Source organism: Erwinia sp. JUb26 (assembly GCF_003751505.1).
GTDB lineage: Bacteria > Pseudomonadota > Gammaproteobacteria > Enterobacterales > Enterobacteriaceae > Erwinia.
The window spans coordinates 52,227-71,278 of the sequence record NZ_RJVB01000010.1 but is presented as its reverse complement, the minus strand read 5'-3'; the positions used below and the strand labels follow the sequence as shown (position 1 = coordinate 71,278).

General features: G+C 57.5%; 17 protein-coding genes and 1 CRISPR repeat array. Of the genes, 6 read left to right on the top strand and 11 right to left on the bottom strand.

What is annotated here, in order from left to right:
• The first annotated feature begins 4 nt into the window (after positions 1-4).
• Positions 5-559, top strand: coding sequence for a type I-F CRISPR-associated endoribonuclease Cas6/Csy4 (gene cas6f, locus EC836_RS21965; RefSeq protein WP_123337109.1), 555 nt, complete (start codon positions 5-7; stop codon positions 557-559).
• A 128-nt stretch (positions 560-687) separates the two neighbouring features.
• A CRISPR array of direct repeats spans positions 688-1,309; the repeat unit is 28 nt; unit sequence GTTCACTGCCGTACAGGCAGCTTAGAAA.
• Positions 1,310-1,372: 63 nt separating this feature from the next.
• Here the strand turns inward: cas6f and EC836_RS21960 are convergent.
• Positions 1,373-2,653: a cystathionine gamma-synthase family protein gene (locus EC836_RS21960; protein ID WP_123337107.1), complete on the bottom strand. Its 1,281-nt coding sequence runs from the start codon at positions 2,651-2,653 to the stop codon at positions 1,373-1,375.
• Positions 2,654-2,901: 248 nt separating this feature from the next.
• Here EC836_RS21960 and hpt point away from each other — a divergent pair, with 248 nt between their 5' ends.
• Positions 2,902-3,438: a hypoxanthine phosphoribosyltransferase gene (gene hpt, locus EC836_RS21955; protein ID WP_123337105.1), complete on the top strand. Its 537-nt coding sequence runs from the start codon at positions 2,902-2,904 to the stop codon at positions 3,436-3,438.
• A 114-nt stretch (positions 3,439-3,552) separates the two neighbouring features.
• Here the strand turns inward: hpt and can are convergent, their stop codons facing one another.
• Positions 3,553-4,215: a carbonate dehydratase gene (gene can / locus EC836_RS21950; protein ID WP_123337103.1), complete on the bottom strand. Its 663-nt coding sequence runs from the start codon at positions 4,213-4,215 to the stop codon at positions 3,553-3,555.
• Positions 4,216-4,336: 121 nt separating this feature from the next.
• Here can and EC836_RS21945 point away from each other — a divergent pair, with 121 nt between their 5' ends.
• Complete coding sequence (locus EC836_RS21945) at positions 4,337-5,263, top strand: ABC transporter ATP-binding protein (RefSeq protein ID WP_123337101.1); 927 nt, start codon at positions 4,337-4,339, stop codon at positions 5,261-5,263.
• The gene (locus tag EC836_RS21940; RefSeq protein ID WP_123337099.1) at positions 5,260-6,030 is read left to right on the top strand and encodes an ABC transporter permease; all 771 of its coding nucleotides are present in this window, start codon (positions 5,260-5,262) and stop codon (positions 6,028-6,030) included. The genes EC836_RS21945 and EC836_RS21940 overlap by 4 nt, the downstream gene beginning before the upstream one ends.
• Positions 6,031-6,086: 56 nt before the next feature.
• Here the strand turns inward: EC836_RS21940 and panD are convergent, their stop codons facing one another.
• From panD to thpR, 9 genes are all read right to left on the bottom strand, one after another.
• A complete protein-coding gene (gene panD, locus EC836_RS21935) occupies positions 6,087-6,467 on the bottom strand; it encodes an aspartate 1-decarboxylase (RefSeq protein WP_062747172.1) in 381 nt (126 codons plus the stop codon).
• 63 nt (positions 6,468-6,530) lie between these two features.
• Positions 6,531-7,385, bottom strand: a complete 855-nt coding sequence (gene panC / locus EC836_RS21930) for a pantoate--beta-alanine ligase (protein WP_123337097.1) — start codon at positions 7,383-7,385, stop codon at positions 6,531-6,533.
• A 15-nt stretch (positions 7,386-7,400) separates the two neighbouring features.
• Complete coding sequence (panB, locus tag EC836_RS21925; RefSeq protein WP_123337095.1) at positions 7,401-8,195, bottom strand: 3-methyl-2-oxobutanoate hydroxymethyltransferase; 795 nt, start codon at positions 8,193-8,195, stop codon at positions 7,401-7,403.
• A gap of 101 nt (positions 8,196-8,296) precedes the next feature.
• The gene (gene folK, locus EC836_RS21920; protein WP_123337092.1) at positions 8,297-8,776 is read right to left on the bottom strand and encodes a 2-amino-4-hydroxy-6-hydroxymethyldihydropteridine diphosphokinase; all 480 of its coding nucleotides are present in this window, start codon (positions 8,774-8,776) and stop codon (positions 8,297-8,299) included.
• Complete coding sequence (gene pcnB / locus EC836_RS21915) at positions 8,773-10,194, bottom strand: polynucleotide adenylyltransferase PcnB (protein ID WP_233599395.1); 1,422 nt, start codon at positions 10,192-10,194, stop codon at positions 8,773-8,775. The genes folK and pcnB overlap by 4 nt, the downstream gene beginning before the upstream one ends.
• A 58-nt stretch (positions 10,195-10,252) precedes the next feature.
• Positions 10,253-11,161: a tRNA glutamyl-Q(34) synthetase GluQRS gene (gene gluQRS, locus EC836_RS21910; RefSeq protein ID WP_123337333.1), complete on the bottom strand. Its 909-nt coding sequence runs from the start codon at positions 11,159-11,161 to the stop codon at positions 10,253-10,255.
• Positions 11,162-11,232: 71 nt separating this feature from the next.
• On the bottom strand, positions 11,233-11,688 hold the full coding sequence (gene dksA / locus EC836_RS21905) for an RNA polymerase-binding protein DksA (RefSeq protein ID WP_123337088.1): 456 nt from the start codon (positions 11,686-11,688) through the stop codon (positions 11,233-11,235).
• Between the two features lie 269 nt (positions 11,689-11,957).
• On the bottom strand, positions 11,958-12,662 hold the full coding sequence (sfsA, locus tag EC836_RS21900) for a DNA/RNA nuclease SfsA (RefSeq protein ID WP_123337086.1): 705 nt from the start codon (positions 12,660-12,662) through the stop codon (positions 11,958-11,960).
• A gap of 9 nt (positions 12,663-12,671) precedes the next feature.
• Complete coding sequence (gene thpR, locus EC836_RS21895) at positions 12,672-13,199, bottom strand: RNA 2',3'-cyclic phosphodiesterase (protein ID WP_123337084.1); 528 nt, start codon at positions 13,197-13,199, stop codon at positions 12,672-12,674.
• A 76-nt stretch (positions 13,200-13,275) separates the two neighbouring features.
• Between thpR and hrpB the strand changes: the two genes are divergently transcribed.
• Both hrpB and mrcB read left to right on the top strand, forming a co-directional pair.
• The gene (gene hrpB / locus EC836_RS21890; protein ID WP_123337082.1) at positions 13,276-15,723 is read left to right on the top strand and encodes an ATP-dependent helicase HrpB; all 2,448 of its coding nucleotides are present in this window, start codon (positions 13,276-13,278) and stop codon (positions 15,721-15,723) included.
• Between the two features lie 120 nt (positions 15,724-15,843).
• Positions 15,844-18,396 (top strand): bifunctional glycosyl transferase/transpeptidase, encoded by a 2,553-nt coding sequence (mrcB, locus tag EC836_RS21885; protein WP_123337080.1) that lies wholly within the window; start codon positions 15,844-15,846, stop codon positions 18,394-18,396.
• Positions 18,397-19,052 lie beyond the last annotated feature (656 nt).

Below are 19,052 nucleotides of genomic sequence, written 5' to 3'. Positions count from 1 at the left end.
GGCTATGGATTACTATCAGGATATCCGCGTTCTGGCGGATGCTGAGACAGCGGAGCACGTTGTCATGGCGCAGCTTTTTCAACGATTGCACCAGTATTTACAGCGTGCCGCCGATGGCCGGATAGGCATCAGCTTTCCGGAGGTAAGGCAAACTCTGGGCAACAGGCTCCGGCTGCACGGATCGCGGGAGGATCTGTCTTCCTTACAGCAGTGCGACTGGCAGCATGGCCTGAAGGACTATATTCACTGCGATGTTATTACCCGGGTGCCGGAGAATAAAAGCTGGCGCACCGTCCGACGGGTGCAGGTTAAAAGTAGCGCCGAGCGCCTGCGCCGCCGCTCGGTTAACAAAGGCTGGTTAAGTGAGTTAGAGGCGCAGCAGAAGATTAATGCGGTAAATGAACAGCGTAGCGATCTGCCTTTCCTGTTTATAAAAAGTGGTAGCAACGGCAATGCCTATCGATTTTTTATTGAACATGGCCCGCTCGGGTCAACGCCGGTTCATGGCGAATTTAGTTCCTACGGCTTGAGTGCCACTACTCCTATCCCCTGGTTCTGACCCTTTTTTTTCCTCCAGCGCTAACCTGTTGATTTTCATTAGCGTTGGAGGGGCCGTTAGAAAGAGGGTTTTTTGAGGGTATTTGGTTTTTCAGTCTGTGTTACAGATGGTTAGATGTTTTCATAACAGTTCACTGCCGTACAGGCAGCTTAGAAACGCATGCTACCAACGAAGTCTTCTATGGTAATGTTCACTGCCGTACAGGCAGCTTAGAAATCGTCATCGGGGCTGTTAACTCCCCAGGATTCGTTCACTGCCGTACAGGCAGCTTAGAAATAAACCAAGAATCCTTATAACCTTCACTAGAAGTTCACTGCCGTACAGGCAGCTTAGAAATCTAGCTCTAGATATAATGCCGCTTTGCTGTCGTTCACTGCCGTACAGGCAGCTTAGAAAATCGAGAACGGAATGGTGGCAAGCACGTTACGGTTCACTGCCGTACAGGCAGCTTAGAAACTTCAATGTACCCGTATCACTACAATCGCCGTGTTCACTGCCGTACAGGCAGCTTAGAAAGTTGTCAGCGCAAACTCAAACACGTAGCTCATGTTCACTGCCGTACAGGCAGCTTAGAAAAGCCAGGAAGGTTGCATGCGGGTTGGTGCTGGGTTCACTGCCGTACAGGCAGCTTAGAAATTGATAATGCTGGCTCCTCTGACTGGACTCGAGTTCACTGCCGTACAGGCAGCTTAGAAAGATAAGAGTGTCTCACTCATTGGTAAGTTCACTGCCGTACAGGCAGCCCTTATAAATCACCCGACAACAACTCAAAACCAGCAGCAGCATCATCCGCTGCTGCTGGCGATCAAACGTTTACCCCAGCAGCGCCAGCCGCAGATCCTCGATCAAGTCGTCTTTATTTTCGATGCCGATCGACAGGCGGATCGTCGTGGATTTAATACCTATGCGGTCGCGGACCTCCAGCGGAACGCCGGAGTGGGTGGTGCTGGCCGGATGGCTGGCGAGGGATTCGGTGCCGCCGAGGCTGACCGCCAGCTTGAACAGCTGCAGCGAGTTGAGGAACTTAAACGCCGCCGCTTCACCGCCGTGGATATCAAATGAGAAGGTGGAACCGGCGCCGCTGCACTGGGCGCGATACGTTTTGCCCTGCGGCGAGTCGGCGTCCAGGAACGGCAGATAGTGGATGTGTTCCACCTGTGAATGGTCGCGCAGAAACTCCGCCACAGCAGCCGCGTTGTCATTGGCGCGCTCCATACGCAGCGCCAGCGTCTCCAGCGATCGTCCAATCATCCAGCTGGAGTGCGGATCGAGCTGGGTACCGATGGCGCTGCGCAGCGCTTTCACCTGGCGGATCAGCGTCTTGCTGCCCATCGCCGCTCCGGCAATAAGATCCGAGTGGCCGCCAACGTATTTGGTCAGTGAATAGAGTGAGATATCCGCACCGTGTTCGGTTGGGCGAGAGAATACCGGCCCCAGCAGCGTGTTATCGCAGGCAATTACCGGGCGGTAATTCTGCCGCTGTTCGATGCTGTCCGCGATGCGTTTAATCAGCGCAATATCCACCAGGCTATTGGTCGGATTCGCCGGGGACTCAATCAGGATCACCGACACGCGACCCTGCGCCAGTGCCTTGTCGGCGGCGGCCTGAACTGAGGCTTCATCAACGCCGTCGGCGAATCCCACGCTGGAAATATTCAGATTACCGAAGGTTTTGCTTAGCAGGGTTTCCGTACCGCCGTAAAGCGGCTGCGAGTGCAGGATGGTGTCCCCGGGCCTGGTGAAAGCCAATAGCGTGGTTGAAATTGCCGACATGCCGGAGGAGAACAGCGCCGCGCTTTCGGTGCGTTCATAGACCGCCAGTCGATCTTCCACTATCTCGCTGTTCGGATGATTAAAGCGCGAATAAACCAGGCCGTTTCCCTCTCCCGCAGGCGGCTCACGACGCCCGGAAACGTAGTCAAAGAAATCGCGGCCCTCTTCGGCGCTGTTGAAGACGAAGGTTGAGGTGAGAAATACCGGCGGCTTAACCGCACCTTCCGACAGCGCCGGGTCATAGCCGTAGTTAAGCATCTGGGTTTCGGGCTGCAGTTCGCGGTTGCCGATATGCGTTTTTTTAGAATGTGAGGAAGCCATGCAATCTCCTGCCATTAGGCGCGGTGCTTTTATTATTCGCGCTAAACTATCATGCGCGGTATGGGCAGGATAAATGAATTAACGTTCTATTGATAAAACATATAGCGATATAAAATGTGGCTATCTTTACGTTTAGCAGTCCATATGTCTATTGCGTAATTTACCGTGGGGCGTTGCGCAACGGAGCGCGTCAGGAGGGAGAAATGTGCTAGACTGTGCCGCTTTCCCTGAACAATCGACGACTAACTATGAAACATACCGTTGAAGTGATGATCTCCGAAGCCGAGATCAAATCCCGCATTGCTGAACTTGGCCAGCAAATCAATGACCATTACCGCAACAGCGGTAGCGATATGGTGCTGGTTGGCCTGCTGCGCGGCTCCTTTATGTTTATGGCCGACCTGTGCCGGGCCATTGATGTGCCTCACGAGGTCGATTTTATGACCGCCTCCAGCTACGGTAACGGCACCTCCAGTACCCGCGATGTAAAAATCCTCAAGGATCTGGATGAAGATATCCGCGGCAAGGACGTGCTGATTGTCGAAGACATTATTGATTCAGGTAATACGCTGAGCAAAGTGCGGGAAATCTTCAGCCTGCGTGGCCCTAAGTCACTGGCAATCTGTACTCTGCTGGATAAGCCGGAGCGCCGGGAAGTGCAGGTGCCGGTGGAATATGTCGGTTTCTCTATTCCTGATGAGTTCGTGGTGGGCTACGGTATTGACTACGCCCAGCGCTATCGCCACCTGCCGTTTATCGGCAAAGTGGTGATGCTGGACGAGTAAAATCGGGCTGAATGACCGCCAGTGTCCACCGCACAATCGACCAAGGTCGGAAATTTCGGCCTGTTATATGATGTGCGGCAAATTGCAGTCGGGCGGGGATGTTTTGCCCGTGGCTTACGGAGTGAAGTCCGGGTCGTTCAGCAGGTTGGCGATGCCGTGGCGGTAGCGCTGTTCCAGAATTTCACGGTTGGTGGCCGTTACACCCAGGTCGCGCAGATAGCCGTCCAGGATGCCGTACACCCAGCCGTGAATTGTCACCTTCTGTCCGCGTTTCCACGCTGACTGCATCACGGTTGAGTGGCCAAGGTTGTAAACCTGCTCAATCACGTTGATTTCACAAAGTTTATCGAAGCGTTTTTCCGGCGCCAGCTCACCCAGCAGCGAACTGTGTTTGTACCAGAGATCGCGAATGTGCAGCAGCCAGTTGTTAATCAGGCCCAGTTCCGGGTTTTCCACCGCCGCCTGAACGCCGCCGCAGCCGTAATGGCCGCAGATAATAATATGTTCAACCTCCAGCACCTCCACCGCGTACTGCACGACGGAAAGGCAGTTGAGGTCGGTGTGAATCACCAGATTGGCCACGTTGCGGTGAACGAAAAGTTCGCCAGGCTCCAGCCCGGTCAGTCGCTCGGCGGGAACGCGACTGTCGGAGCAGCCAATCCACAGGAAACGGGGTTTTTGTGCCAGAGACAAACGTTCAAAAAAACCGGGATCTTCCTCTTTCAGCAATCGGGACCATTCGCGGTTATTGCTGATAAGGGTTTCAATATCTTTCATAATGGTGTCGACCAGTCACACACAAAAACGTTGCGGTAATATAGGGCAATGATCGGCGCTTGAAAACGGCAAACAAGAAACTAAACGCGACACGATAAATACAAAGGGCTATTTCTTACCTATGACTTATGCACTTGAACTTGAAAAACTGACCAAAACCTACGCGGGCGGAGTTCAGGCGCTCAAGGGAATCGATCTCCAGGTTGAGGCAGGTGATTTCTATGCGCTGCTCGGCCCTAACGGGGCGGGTAAATCCACCACCATTGGCATCATCAGTTCGCTGGTGAATAAAACCAGCGGCCGGGTGCGGGTGTTTGGTTACGATCTGCAAAACGACGTGGTCAATGCCAAGCGTCAGCTGGGGCTGGTACCGCAGGAATTTAACTTTAACCAGTTTGAAACCGTGCAGCAGATCGTCGTCGATCAGGCCGGTTATTACGGTGTGGAAAAACGCGAAGCGGTGAAGCGGGCGGAAAAATACCTGACCCAGCTAGACCTCTGGCAGAAGCGCAACGAGCGTGCGCGTATGCTCTCCGGCGGCATGAAACGTCGCCTGATGATCGCCCGCGCACTGATGCACGAACCGAAGCTGCTGATTCTGGATGAGCCAACCGCTGGGGTGGATATCGAGCTGCGTCGTTCGATGTGGACCTTCCTGAAAGATCTGAACGCCCGCGGCACCACCATCATTCTGACTACCCACTATCTGGAAGAGGCGGAAATGCTGTGCCGCAACATCGGCATTATCCAGAGCGGTGAACTGGTGGAGAACACCTCAATGAAGGGGCTGCTGGCGAAGCTGAAGTCGGAAACCTTTATCCTCGATCTGGCCGCAAAAAGCCCGCTGCCGCAGCTGGAAGGCTTCAAGTATCGGCTGGTGGATACCTCAACGCTGGAAGTGGAAGTGCTGCGCGAGCAGGGGCTGAACAGCGTGTTTAGCCAGCTGAGCGCTCAGGGCGTGCAGGTGCTGAGTATGCGCAACAAGGCGAACCGTCTTGAGGAGCTGTTTGTTGACCTGGTGAATGGTCACACGGGAGAGAAAGCATGACACATTTGTACTGGGTAGCCCTCAAGAGCATCTGGAGTAAAGAGGTTAACCGCTTTGCCCGTATCTGGATCCAGACGCTGGTTCCGCCGGTCATTACCATGACGCTGTACTTTATCATCTTCGGTAATCTGATCGGCTCACGCATTGGTGAAATGCACGGCTTCACCTATATGCAGTTTATCGTGCCTGGCCTGATCATGATGGCGGTGATCACCAACGCCTATGCCAACGTTGCCTCGTCGTTTTTCAGTTCCAAGTTCCAGCGCAATATTGAAGAGCTGCTGGTGGCGCCGGTGCCAACGCATGTGATTATCGCCGGTTACGTCGGCGGTGGCGTGGCGCGCGGCGTCTGCGTGGGCGTGCTGGTCACGGCGATTTCGCTGTTCTTCGTGCCTTTCCAGGTGCATTCGTGGCTGATGGTGGCGGTGACGCTGCTGCTGACGGCGATCCTGTTCTCGCTGGCCGGTCTGCTGAATGCGGTCTTTGCTCGCACCTTTGACGATATCAGCCTGATCCCGACGTTTGTGCTGACGCCGCTGACCTATCTTGGCGGGGTGTTTTACTCACTGACGCTGCTGCCGCCGGTCTGGCAGGTGGTCTCCAAGCTGAATCCTATCGTCTATATGATTAGCGGATTCCGCTACGGCTTCCTCGGTATCAATGACGTGCCGCTGGGCTTCACGCTGGCGGTGCTGGTGGCGTTTATCGTGGTGTTTTATGCGCTGGCGTGGTCGCTGATCCAGCGGGGTCGCGGGCTGCGAACCTGATGTGATTGACTGAAATGAACTGAACGGGGCGACCATAAATGGCCGCCCCGTTTTGTTTACGCCACCTGAACCGGGACGGCTTTCGCCACACGCTTCATCTGGTTGTCGCCTTCAAAGTAGGCCACTTTCGGCTGCCATTCGCGGGCTTCGGCGTCCGACATCTGCACGTAAGAACAGATAATCAGCAGGTCGCCCTCACAGGCGCAGCGCGCGGCCGCGCCGTTGACCGAGATGATTTTCGAGCCGCGCTCGGCGGCAATCGCGTAGGTGGAAAAACGCTGGCCGTTGTTGACGTTGTAAATATCGATCGCCTCATACTGCAGGATGCCGGAAGCGTCGAGAAAGTCCTGATCGATGGCGCAGGAGCCTTCGTAATTCAGGTCGGCCTGGGTGACTTTCACCCGGTGGAGTTTACCCTGCAACATAGTACGGTTCATAAGCTGTAACTCTGCAATCAGTCGAAAAACGAACGACAGTATTGCCCCTGCGGGCAACGCTGTCTACTGGGTGAGATCAACCTGCTGGTTATCAATCAGGCGAGCTTTACCCAGCCATGCGGCCATCAGGATCACCGCACGACGGCTGTCCGTGGTTAGCGGCAGCAGGGTATCGGCATCCACAATCGCCAGGCCATCCGCCCGCAGCCCTTTCTCAGCAAGGGCCGTTTCGGCGTCAGCAATCAGCTCTTCAATATGGCGCTCGCCGTTACTCAGCTTGTTAGCAATATCATTCATCACCTGGCTTAGACCCGGCGCGATTTTGCGCTCATCGGCGGTCAGATAGCCGTTGCGCGAGCTGAGCGCGAGGCCGTCTTTCGCACGTACCGTCGGCACGCCGACGATCTCCAGGTCGTAGCCCATATCCGCCACCATTTTGCGGATCAGCGCCAGCTGCTGGAAGTCCTTCTCGCCGAAGCAGGCGATGTCCGGCTGAACCAGGTTAAACAGCTTGCTGACGATGGTGGACACGCCGCGAAAATGCCCCGGGCGGCTGGCACCCTCCAGCAGAGTGGAGAGACCGGGAACGTCGACGAACGTCTGCTCGTGCAGACCCTGCGGGTAGATATCCGCCGGTGCCGGGGAAAACACCAGATCGACGCCGCGACGGTTCAGCTTTTCACAGTCAGCCTGAAGGGTACGCGGGTAGTTCGCCAGGTCGTCGGCGCGTTCAAACTGCATCGGGTTAACGAAAACGGACACCACCACGATATCCGCACGCGCGCGCGCTTCATCAACCAGCGTCATATGCCCATCGTGCAGGTTGCCCATGGTGGGCACCAGCGCGATACGTTTACCATCCTGACGCCAGCGGCGGATTTCACGGCGGAGCAGCGGCAGGGTTTCAATAATCAGCACGGTGTTTCTCCTCGGTTACTGGAAGCTGTGTTGTTCGGCGGGATAGCTGCCGTTTTCCACTTCCGTGACGTACTGGCGCACGGCGGCACGGATGTCGCCGGTTTCAGCAAGGAAGTTTTTAGCGAATTTCGGGATATGTCCGCCGGTGATGCCAAACGCATCGTGCATCACCAGGATCTGTCCGTCGGTAACGTTACCGGCACCAATGCCGATAACCGGAATGGTCAGCGCGTCGGTGACGCGTTTTGCCAGCGCCACCGGTACGCACTCCAGCACCAGCAGCTGCATACCGGCGGCTTCCAGCGCCAGCGCGTCTTCCAGCAGGCGATCGGCGTCGGCCTCGGCGCGGCCCTGAATTTTATACCCGCCGAAGATATTTACCGACTGCGGCGTCAGGCCAAGGTGGCCACACACCGGCACCGCGCGCTCGGTCAGCTGCTTCACCGTCTCCGCCAGCCATTTACCGCCTTCCAGCTTCACCATGTTGGCCCCGGCACGCATCAGCTGTGCGGCGCTGTCGAAGGTTTGCTGCGGGGTGCTGTAGCTCATAAACGGCAGGTCGGCGAGCAGAAGGGCGGCGGGCGCGCCGCGGCGGACCGTTGTGGTGTGATAAGCGATATCAGACACGGTGACCGGCAGCGTGGAGTCGTGGCCCTGAACCACCATCCCCAGTGAATCCCCTACCAGCAGCACCTGGATGCCTTCATCGGCAAACAGACGGGCGAAGCTGAATTCATAGGCGGTGATAGAAGCAAATTTACGCCCCTGCTGTTTCCATTGACGCAAGGTCGAGACGGTAGTCGGTTTCATCGTATCCTCAGTAAGAGTCTTCCTGGTTGGCGTATCTTAAAGGATGGGGAGGAGAGTGCAAAGGGGATATCCGGCGCAGCTCGGGCGGCACCGACATGCGGTTACCAGGGACGGATAGCGCTGCTGTCCAGCGGGGCCAGCAGATCGGCAATATGCGTGCCGTCCGGCAGGCAGAGATCGGGGGCGATTTCCTGCAGCGGCAGCAGCATAAAGGCGCGATTGTGCATATCGTAGTGCGGCACTGTCAGGCGCGGGGTGTCCAGCGTCAGGCTGCCAAACAGCATGATGTCGAGATCCAGCGTGCGTGGGCCCCAGCGATGATCTTTGCGCACGCGCCCCTGCTCCAGCTCAATGCGCTGGGTGTGATCCAGCAGCGCTTCGGGGCTGAGCCCGGTATCCAGCGCCACGGCGGCGTTAAGATAGTCAGGCTGGTCGGGTGGGCCGTACGGCGGCGTGCGGTAGAGAGAAGAGCAGGCGATCAGCCTGCTCTGCGGAATCGCGGCCAGCGCATCCAGTGCCGATTGCACCTGAAGCAGTGGATCGGCCAGATTACTGCCCAGCGCCAGATAAACTCGCGTCATGCGTTGTTGTTGTCGTATCCGCGACCACTGCCCGGCACGCGCTTACGCGGACGGCGGGTGCGGCGGCGCGGTGCCGGATCGTCCCCGAGGGTGTTCAGCATGGTTTTCTGCTGCGGCGGCGCGGAAACCTGGAACTCACCCCACCAGGTAGTCAGGCGCTGCAGTTCGTGATTGTTTTCCACTTCGGCGCGCAGGGCCAACAGATCGTAGGCGGCGCGGAACTTAGGATGTTCCATCAGCTTCCAGGCGCGCTTGCCGTGGCGGCGCGACAGGCGCAGCTGCAGGGTCCAGATATCACGCACCAGCGAGGTGATGCGTTTCGGAATTGCCAGCGAACGGCAGGCTTCATCCAGTACGTCGTTCATCGCCAGCGCGAAGGCATCGTAATAGGCCAGACCGCTCTCCTGAGCGATTTTCTGCGCGGCTTCCAGCTGCGGGTACCAGAACATGGCCGCAAACAGGAATGCCGGGTTTACGCGCATCTGAGTGTGAATACGGGTATCCGTATTCTTCAGCACCAGCTGGATCATCCGCTCCATATTACTGTCACCCTGTTCGGTGAAGTAGCGGGTAATGATCGGGAACAGCGGCTGGAACAGCTGATATTCACACAGCTTGCGGTAGGTGGCTTCACCGTAGCCCGCCTGCAGCAGCTTGAGGGATTCCTCAAACAGACGTGCCGGTGGGATATCATGCAGCAGCGTGGCAAGGCGCGGGATAGGTTCACCGGTTTCAGCGGCTATGCTCATATTCAGCTTGGCGGCAAAGCGCGCCACGCGCAGCATCCGCACCGGATCTTCGCGATAGCGGGTTTCCGGATCGCCGATCATGCGGATAATGCCCTGCTGCAGATCGTTCAGGCCACCGACATAATCGCGCACGGTAAAGTCCGCCACGCTGTAGTAGAGGCTGTTAATCGTCAGGTCGCGGCGCTGGGCGTCATCTTCGATCGAGCCGAAGATGTTATCGCGCAGCAGCATGCCGTTCTGGCCGCGCTGCGAGCTGTTGCGATCGTCAACGGGCTGCTGTTCCGCCTCGTGGTGACCGCGGAAGGTGGCCACTTCGATGATTTCGGGACCGAACATCACGTGCGCCAGACGGAAACGGCGACCGACCAGGCGACAGTTGCGGAACAGTTTACGCATCTGCTCCGGCGTAGCGTTGGTGGTGACATCGAAATCTTTCGGCTTTTTACCCAGCAACAGATCGCGTACGCCACCGCCCACCAGGTAGGCTTCAAAGCCCGCTTTATTCAGGCGATAGAGCACCTTGAGGGCATTTTCGCTGATGTCCTTGCGTGAGATGTTATGACGATCGCGAGGAATAACGGTCATCTGACGCACTTCCTCGATCCCGGCTGGTACAACCTCATCGCGACTGAGAACTTTTCGGCAAAAATTAGCAACTCGGGTAAAAATGGGACACCTCGATAGTGACAATGAATTCTGTGCGGTAAAAACAGCGGCTAATCATAGCTCAGAGTGAACCGTTTGAGAATGCCGATGTCGCCGTATCCTGCTGCTGCGCGTCGGTAATCGGGATTAAACTGAGATCCCAGTGACTGACCGCCTGCTGTAAAAGTGCCTGCTGGCTGAAATCCTGCCAGTTTTCTGTAACTCTCTGGCCAAGGAAACGCAGCGCCTTCACCAGCGCCGGGCGCGGATCGCCCTCGGGCAGCGGCGCGGCGTGATTCTGCTTCGACAGCTTGTTGCCGTCATGATTTAACACCAGCGGCAAATGCAGATGACCAGGGGCTGGCCAGCCAAACTGCTGATAGAGCGTGATTTGCCTGACGGTTGGCTCGATCAAATCGGCTCCGCGCACCACTTCCGTGATCCCCTGAAAACGATCGTCAACCACCACAGCAAGATTATAGGCAAACAGTCCGTCGCGGCGGTGAATAATAAAGTCTTCGGCGGCCAGGCGCGCATCGGCCTGTACCGTACCGCGCAGGCGATCGCGAAAGGTGCTGACCGGCGCATCCACCTTCAGACGCAGCGCGGCCTGCTGCGCCCCGTGATGCAGCGTTCGGCAGTGGCCATCATACAGGCCGCCGATCTGCTGGATACGGCTGCGCGTGCAGGTGCAGTAATAGCTCTTCCCCTGCTGTTTTAGCCAGTCGAGTGCGGCGCGATAAGCTTCATGGCGCTGCGACTGCCACAGCACGTCACCGTCCCAGAGCAGACCGTAATGCTCGAGCTGTTTCAGGATGCGGGTCGCCGCGCCGGGGATTTCACGGGGAGGATCGATATCTTCAATGCGAACGCGCCACAGACCGTGCTGCGCGCGAGCCTGCAGGTAGCTGCCAACGGCGGCAATCAGAGAGCCGAAATGCAAATCACCGGAAGGAGAGGGGGCAAAGCGCCCGATATAGGATGCTGACATCATGAGTGGGGAAGGGCAGTGAAACGGGAACGGAGAACCGCTCCCGGATCCACTGCGCAATCCTGTTGCCGTTAACCGGCCATTTGTTTTTCGCGGATTTCCGCCAGCGTTTTACAGTCGATACACATATCGGCAGTCGGACGCGCTTCAAGGCGACGAATACCAATTTCAACGCCACATGAATCACAGTAGCCGAAATCGTCATCCAGCACTTTCTTCAGCGTCTTCTCGATCTTTTTGATCAACTTGCGCTCGCGGTCACGGTTACGCAGTTCAAGACTAAACTCTTCTTCCTGTGTTGCGCGGTCAGCGGGATCCGGGAAGTTAGCAGCTTCATCCTGCATGTGCGAAACCGTGCGGTCCACTTCATCCCGAAGCTGGTTACGCCAGGCTTCAAGGATTTTCTTGAAGTGCTCCAGCTGGGCGTCGTTCATATACTCTTCGCCTGGCTTCTCTTGGTATGGCTCCACCCCAGCGATGGCGAGAATACTCAGGGACGATGTTTTACGGTTTTGCCCTTCTTGCATGTTGTTTCTCCTGGATAACACGCACTATACCCTTCACTTCTCAGGCTGCAGATACTGTCAGCCGGTGAAGTCCCACACGGCTATTGCCTGCCCTGCATGCCGAAACTGTCGGGCATCGATCCCCCGGAGGGGAAAAAACAGGCCGCTATAAATAACAGAAGCGATTAAGGTTGGCAATTATTCCTGAACATGCCTTGACAAGCATGTGAGGAAGAGCGTATTTGGCCCCTTGCCGAAAGCGTGCTTATAACAGCAAATTGCGCCAATTTTTACAACTCTACCTTCAGGGGGCGAATCAGACTGATCCCTTCGGGTGATAACTGTGCCTTATAGCAAAGCAGCTCAACGCCGTTATGCTGTGCCTGTGCTAATAGTTCTGCGTAGCGCGCATCAATGTGACTTGCGGGGGCAACGTCCTCAATCCCCGAGTGCAGAACGGCGAAAAACAGAACTGCCCGTTGGCCGGACTGCGCGATCTGAGTCAGCTCGCGCAGATGCTTCTGGCCACGCGTGGTTACCGCGTCCGGGAAGTACCCTTTGCCCTGCTGTAATAACGTAACGGATTTGACTTCAATATAGCAGTTACGGCAACCCTCTGCCTGTAACAGGAAGTCAATACGGCTGTTTTCGGCGCCGTATTTAACTTCAGGCTGCAGGTGGGTGTAACCGGATAATTCTGCAATCCGTCCTTCTTCCAGCGCTTCACGCACTAACGTGTTGGCGCGCAGGGTATTAATGCAAATTAGCTCTCCGCTTTGCGTTCCGGTCAGCTCCCAGCTGTGGGGATACTTTCGCGTCAGGCTGGCGGAGGTGGAATACCACACGGTATCCCCCGGCGTGGCGCACCCGGTCATCGCGCCGGTATTGGCGCAGTGGAGGGTCAGCGTCTCGCCGTCTGGCGTGATCACATCGGCCAGAAAGCGCTTATAGCGTTTAATCAGCGTTGCCGATTGCAGGGCGGGACTGTATTCCATAGGAAATCCTTATTGAAGCGCCCAGCCCTTAATCTCCTTAACACGGGTTTGCCCGCGGGAGAAGTGCGACTGAAACAGCACAAAACGCCCGACGGGCAGCGACCAGCTAAAATCACGCGCTGGCAGCTTTACCGGCTGCGTAGCCTGGCGCAGTAATGTGACATGCGGATGAAAGGGCTGTGGCGATTGTGCGCAGCCGTGACGCGCGGCCTGAGCGCGTAGCAGTGCGGCCAGCTGTAGCAGGCCACGCGGTGCGCAGTGCGGCCCCAGCCAGACCTGACCAGAACGCGGCCAGTGGCCGGCGTCGTCCAGCGTCAGCGTAAAGCCGGGCTGCCGGATGCGCCCAGCCAGCAGCATCAGCGCCTGCGCTTTCTCATCACTGACTTCGCCCAGCCAGGCCAGCGTCAGGTACAGACTTTCTGCGGCGACCGGATAGCCCAGGTCTGCGGGAAAGCCCCAGGCGCGCCACTGAATAATCTGCTGTTTCATCTCTTTCGGCAATTCGATGCCGAAGAACAGCCGTTTAGATTCGCGCATCGCGTCCTCCGGTAAATCAACCCCGGGAATGCTACAATGCCCGAAAGATTAAGACCATGCTGTTATGGAGCTAAACGTGAGTTCATTACCGGTCAGTGCCGTCTTGCCCGAACTGCTGGCGGCGCTGCAATCCTCCCCACAGGTGCTGCTGGCTGCCCCGACCGGCGCCGGGAAATCCACCTGGCTCCCGCTACAGATCTTAAAGCAGGCTTCCTTTAGCGGCCGCATTCTGCTGCTTGAGCCGCGCAGGCTGGCGGCGCGCAACGTGGCGCAGCGGCTGGCGGAACAGCTGGGGCAGCAGCCGGGTGAAACCGTCGGCTACCGGATGCGCGGCGAAAGCCGCAGCGGGCCGCAAACCCGGCTGGAGGTGGTAACGGAAGGGATCTTAACCCGCATGCTGCAGCAGGATCAGGATCCGATGCTGGACGGCGTGTCGCTGGTGATCCTCGATGAGTTTCACGAACGCAGTCTGCAGGCCGATCTGGCGCTGGCGCTGCTGCTGGACGTGCAGCAGGGGCTGCGTGATGACCTGACCGTGCTGATTATGTCGGCGACGCTGGACAACGCGGCGCTGAGCAGGCAGCTGCCGCAGGCACCGATGATTATTTCTGAAGGGCGATCGTATCCGGTGGATCGCCGTTATCTGCCGCTGGCGGCTCATCAGCGCTTTGAAGAGGCGGTAGCCCGACAGGTGGCCCAGCTGCTGCGCGAAGAGCCGGGATCGCTGCTGCTGTTTCTACCCGGCGTGGCGGAGATCCAGCGGGTGCAAACCCAACTGGTGGAGATGATTGCGGCCGATATCGATCTCTGCCCGCTTTACGGCGCGCTGCCACTGTCAGAGCAGCAACGGGCGATCCTGCCCGCGTCTGAAGGGCGGCGTAAAGTCGTGCTGGCGACAAACATTGCCGAAACCAGCCTGACCATTGAAGGTATCCGCCTGGTGGTCGACAGTGCGCTCGAGCGCACCGCGCTGTTCGATGTGCGTACCGGCCTGACGCGGCTGCAAACCCAGCGCGTCAGCCAGGCGTCGATGACCCAACGCGCCGGTCGTGCCGGGCGACTTGAACCCGGTATCTGCCTGCATCTGCTGGCGAAAGAGCAGGCGGAGCGCGCGGCGGCACACGGCGATCCTGAAATTATGCACAGTGACCTCTCTTCCCTGTGGCTGGATTTGCTGCAGTGGGGCTGCCGCGACGTCGATCAGCTAAGCTGGCTGGATCGCCCTCCGCAGGCGGGTATTGACGCGGCCCAACAGCTGTTACGCCAGTTAGACGTCACCGACGGCGGCGGCCAGCTGACCGCGCGCGGGCGCAAAATTGCCGCGCTGGGCAGCGAACCGCGCTATGGCGCAATGCTGGCGGCCGCGGGCGAAAATGCCGATGCTGTTGCCACGGCGGCACAGCTGGTGGCTATGCTTGAAGAACCCCAGCGGGGCAGCATCGATCTGCGCGACGGCCTTCACCGCCGCCTGCCGCAGTGGCAGCGCCGCGCAAAGCAGCTACAGCAGCGGCTGGGCGTCAGCGGTGGCGGTGTGGATGAGGATCGCCTTGCCCCGCTGCTGGCCGTCGCCTTCCCCGATCGTATCGCCCGGCGTCGCGGCGACGGAGGCCGCTACCAGCTGGCTAACGGCAGCGGCGCGACGCTGGAAAATGATGCGGCGCTGACCCGCTACGAGTGGCTGATTGTCCCTGCGCTGCTGCAAAGCGGTAGCCAGCCCGATGCGCGCATTCTGCAGGCGCTGCCGGTGACGATTGAGTCACTGATCCGTGAAGTCCCGGCGCTGGTGCAGCAGCAAACGGAAGTCGAGTGGGACGAAGAAAAAGGCACGCTGCGTGCCTGGAAGCGTGAGCAGATCGGCCAGCTGGTGCTGAAATCCCAGCCGCTGGCTAAACCCGACGAGCAGGAGCTGCATGCCGCTATGCTGCGCTGGGTGCGAAATAAAGGGCTAAGCGTGCTGAACTGGACGCCGCAGGCCGAGCAGCTGCGCCTGCGCCTGCTGTGTGCCGCGCAGTGGCTGCCGGAGGCCGAGTGGCCCGCTGCCGACGAGTCCACGCTGCTGGCTACGCTTGAACAGTGGCTGCTGCCCGCGATGAGCGGCGTACGCGACGGTAAAGGGCTGAAGCAGCTGGACATGGTGGGCGCGCTCTTACAAATGTTGACATGGTCACAGCGTCAGCAACTGGATACTGTGTTGCCAACTCATTACACTGTGCCCACCGGAAGTCGGCTGCCCGTGCATTATCATGAGGACAAGCCGCCGGTGCTGGCGGTGCGCCTGCAGGAGATGTACGGCGAGGCGCAGAATCCCAGCGTCGCGCAGGGAAGGGTGCCGCTGGTGCTGGAATTACTGTCCCCGGCGCATCGCCCGCTGCAGATCACGCGCGATCTGGCCGCGTTCTGGGCCGGGGCATATCGGGAAGTGCAGAAAGAGATGAAAGGGCGCTATCCGAAGCATCTGTGGCCCGACGATCCCGCCAGCGCGCTACCCACGCGGCGGGTAAAAAAGTTTTCCAACCCGTCATAGATCCGGCCGATGTGCTGGCGTGATGGCCGCGTTATTTCGGAAGGTTCTTCTTCCGCAATGACCAGAGTAAGACGAGAGTAGTCGGCGTTGCCGACGCCTGCCTCAGGAGAAATGAAACGAATGTCTGACGATCGCGAGCCTATCGGGCGCAAAGGTAAGCAGCCCAAGCCAACGCGGAAATCTGCGGGAAAAGGTCGCTACAGGGAAGAAGAGTATGACGATTATGACGATCGGGATGATGACCAGGACGACGAGGAGGTAACCCCGGTGCCACGTAAGGGAAATGGTAAGCCATCGCGTAAAAAACGCGGCTGGCTGCGCTTACTGCTGAAACTGCTGCTGATCTTTATTGTGGCGATGGCCGCCTATGGCGTTTACCTGGATTCACAGATCCGCAGCCGCATTGACGGCAAAGTCTGGCAGCTGCCTGCCACGGTCTATGGCCGTATGGTCAGCCTTGAGCCGGGCATGTCCTACAACAAAAAAGAGATGATCGCTCTGCTGGAAGGCACGCAGTATCGCCAGGTGACGCGCATGACGCGCCCAGGTGAATTCACCGTGCAGGCCAACAGCATTGAGATGATCCGCCGCCCGTTTGATTTCCCCGACAGTAAAGAAGGGCAGATCCGCGCGCGTCTCAGCTTCAGCGGCGACAGCCTGAGCGACATTAAAAACCTCGACAACGGCCGCAGCTTTGGTTTCTTCCGCCTCGATCCGCGGCTGATCACCATGCTGCAGTCGCCGAACGGCGAACAGCGCCTGTTCGTTCCCCGTGCCGGTTTCCCTGACCTGCTGGTGGACACGCTGGTTGCCACCGAGGACCGTCACTTCTATCAGCATGACGGCATCAGCTTCTTCTCGATTGGTCGTGCATTCCTCGCCAACATTACCGCCGGTCGTGCGGTGCAGGGCGGCAGTACGCTGACCCAGCAGCTGGTGAAGAACCTGTTCCTGACCAACGAGCGTTCACTGTGGCGTAAGGCGAACGAAGCCTATATGGCGCTGATCATGGATGCACGCTTCAGCAAGGATCGCATCCTTGAACTGTATCTGAACGAGGTGTACCTCGGCCAGGCGGGCAGCGATCAGATCCGTGGCTTCCCGCTGGCCAGCCTTTACTACTTCGGCCGTCCGGTTGACGAGCTGAGCCTCGATCAGCAGGCGCTGCTGGTTGGCATGGTGAAAGGGGCGTCGCTGTACAACCCGTGGCGTAATCCTAAGCTGGCGCTGGAGCGTCGGAACCTGGTGCTGCGTCTGCTACAGCAGCAGAACGTGATTGACCAGGAACTGTACGACATGCTGAGCGCGCGCCCGCTGGGCGTGCAGCCGAAGGGCGGGGTGATTACGCCGCAGCCTGCCTTTATGCAGATGGTACGTAACGAGCTGCAGGCGAAGCTGGGCGATAAGATCAAAGATCTCTCCGGCGTGAAGATCTTCACCACGCTGGATTCGGTCTCGCAGGATGCTGCGGAGAAATCCGTTGAGGATGGAATTCCGGCACTGCGTAAACAGCGCGGCCTGAACGATCTGGAAACCGCGATGGTGGTGGTCGATCGCTTTAGCGGGGAAGTGCGCGCAATGGTCGGCGGTGCCGATCCGCAGTTTGCCGGGTATAACCGTGCGCTGCAGGCGCGGCGTTCAATCGGTTCCCTGGCGAAACCGGCCACCTATCTGACGGCGCTGAGCCAGCCGGACACCTACCGCCTGAACTCGTGGATTGCCGATAATCCGATCTCGCTTAAGCAGCCTAACGGCCAGGTCTGGCGTCCGCAGAACGACGATCATCGCTTCAGCGGTCAGGTCATGCTGGTGGATGCCCTGACCAACTCGATGAACGTGCCGACGGTCAATCTGGGGATGACGCTGGGCCTGCCGCAGGTGGTAGATACCTGGACGAAGCTGGGCGTGTCGAAAGATCAGCTACAGCCGGTTCCGGCGATGCTGCTGGGCGCGCTGAACCTGACGCCGGTTGAAGTGGCACAGGCCTTCCAGACCATTGCCAGCGGCGGTAATCGCGCTCCGCTTTCGGCGCTGCGTTCGGTGATTGCGGAAGACGGCACCGTACTGTACCAGAGCTTCCCGCAGGCGGAGCGGACGGTCAGCGCGCAGGCGGCCTATCTGACGCTCTACACCATGCAGCAGGTGGCCGATCACGGTACCGCGCGTGCGCTAGGTGCTAAGTATCCGAAAGCGATGCTGGCCGGGAAAACCGGGACCACCAATAACCTGGTCGACAGCTGGTTCGCCGGAATCGACGGTAAAGAAGTGGCGATTACCTGGATCGGCCGCGATAACAACCAGCCAACCAAGCTGTACGGGGCCAGCGGGGCGATGCAGCTGTATCGACGCTATCTGGAAAATCAGGCACCGATGCCGCTCCAGCTGACGCCGCCGGAAGATATTGCCCGGATGAACGTCGATTCCGCCGGTAACTTCGTCTGTGGCAGCGGCAGCAGCAGCTGGCGTTCACTTCCGGTCTGGACCACCGACGCGGATGCGCTCTGCCAGCAGCAACAGCAGCAGATCGATCAGCAGCAGCATATGCTGCAGCAGAACAACAATCCGCAGCAGAATCCACAGGGGCAGCCGCAGACTCAACCGCAGCAGCCTCAGGATCAACAGAAGGACAGCGACGGTGTTGCTGGCTGGATTAAGGATATGTTTGGTCAGTAATTAACCTGCTGATATCACTATTACCGGGAAGATTATCTCCCCGGTAATAGTCAACAGGCAGGGGATTAGGTAAAAATAAAACCCGAATTCGATATTATTATTAATTCGGGTTTTTTATTTTTATGGAGGATTTAAATAATTACTGGTTTGCATTCACTGCTTATTTTGATTCTGCGTGCTTTTTAACCTTCTGATTTACATCCTGTTATAAAAACAGGCTCGCGATAGCTTTTTTTAATTACCGGTTCGAAGAGGATATTGGCGCTGATTAATTCTATTAAAGGGATGTTGCATAAAACATAATTTAATCGCTTCCGGTTTGCTGTTGAGTGCTACGTTATTTTCCGCCATTGCCCTTCAGGCCGCGGATTGAAACGCTGCCTGAACTCCATCGGCAAATAGAACAGGTAAAAACGGAGCTTCATCAGTAAGCATCTTTAATCTATTTCCGACAAGATTATTGATTGGCTATAGATATTATTTTTAACCCTACAAACAATAATCTCCTTTGGGGCTGCGTGGGCAATGCCTGCATGGCCCTTTCTACGTTTCGTCGTGCCGATTTTTTCTTGCAGAACTTGCTTTGTTTCGCATATTATCTAATCGTTATAATAATAATTCTCGTTTAGCTTCACATTTACCACTCACTCAATCAC

Coding starts and splice junctions, on each gene's coding strand:
- EC836_RS21945 (WP_123337101.1), top strand. CDS start 4,337: ATGACTTATGCACTTGAACTTGAAAAACTGACCAAAACCTACGCGGGC.
- panD (WP_062747172.1), bottom strand. CDS start 6,467: ATGAACCGTACTATGTTGCAGGGTAAACTCCACCGGGTGAAAGTCACC.
- cas6f (WP_123337109.1), top strand. CDS start 5: ATGGATTACTATCAGGATATCCGCGTTCTGGCGGATGCTGAGACAGCG.
- sfsA (WP_123337086.1), bottom strand. CDS start 12,662: ATGGAATACAGTCCCGCCCTGCAATCGGCAACGCTGATTAAACGCTAT.
- can (WP_123337103.1), bottom strand. CDS start 4,215: ATGAAAGATATTGAAACCCTTATCAGCAATAACCGCGAATGGTCCCGA.
- mrcB (WP_123337080.1), top strand. CDS start 15,844: ATGTCTGACGATCGCGAGCCTATCGGGCGCAAAGGTAAGCAGCCCAAG.
- dksA (WP_123337088.1), bottom strand. CDS start 11,688: ATGCAAGAAGGGCAAAACCGTAAAACATCGTCCCTGAGTATTCTCGCC.
- hpt (WP_123337105.1), top strand. CDS start 2,902: ATGAAACATACCGTTGAAGTGATGATCTCCGAAGCCGAGATCAAATCC.
- thpR (WP_123337084.1), bottom strand. CDS start 13,199: ATGCGCGAATCTAAACGGCTGTTCTTCGGCATCGAATTGCCGAAAGAG.
- EC836_RS21940 (WP_123337099.1), top strand. CDS start 5,260: ATGACACATTTGTACTGGGTAGCCCTCAAGAGCATCTGGAGTAAAGAG.
- gluQRS (WP_123337333.1), bottom strand. CDS start 11,161: ATGTCAGCATCCTATATCGGGCGCTTTGCCCCCTCTCCTTCCGGTGAT.
- panB (WP_123337095.1), bottom strand. CDS start 8,195: ATGAAACCGACTACCGTCTCGACCTTGCGTCAATGGAAACAGCAGGGG.
- EC836_RS21960 (WP_123337107.1), bottom strand. CDS start 2,653: ATGGCTTCCTCACATTCTAAAAAAACGCATATCGGCAACCGCGAACTG.
- folK (WP_123337092.1), bottom strand. CDS start 8,776: ATGACGCGAGTTTATCTGGCGCTGGGCAGTAATCTGGCCGATCCACTG.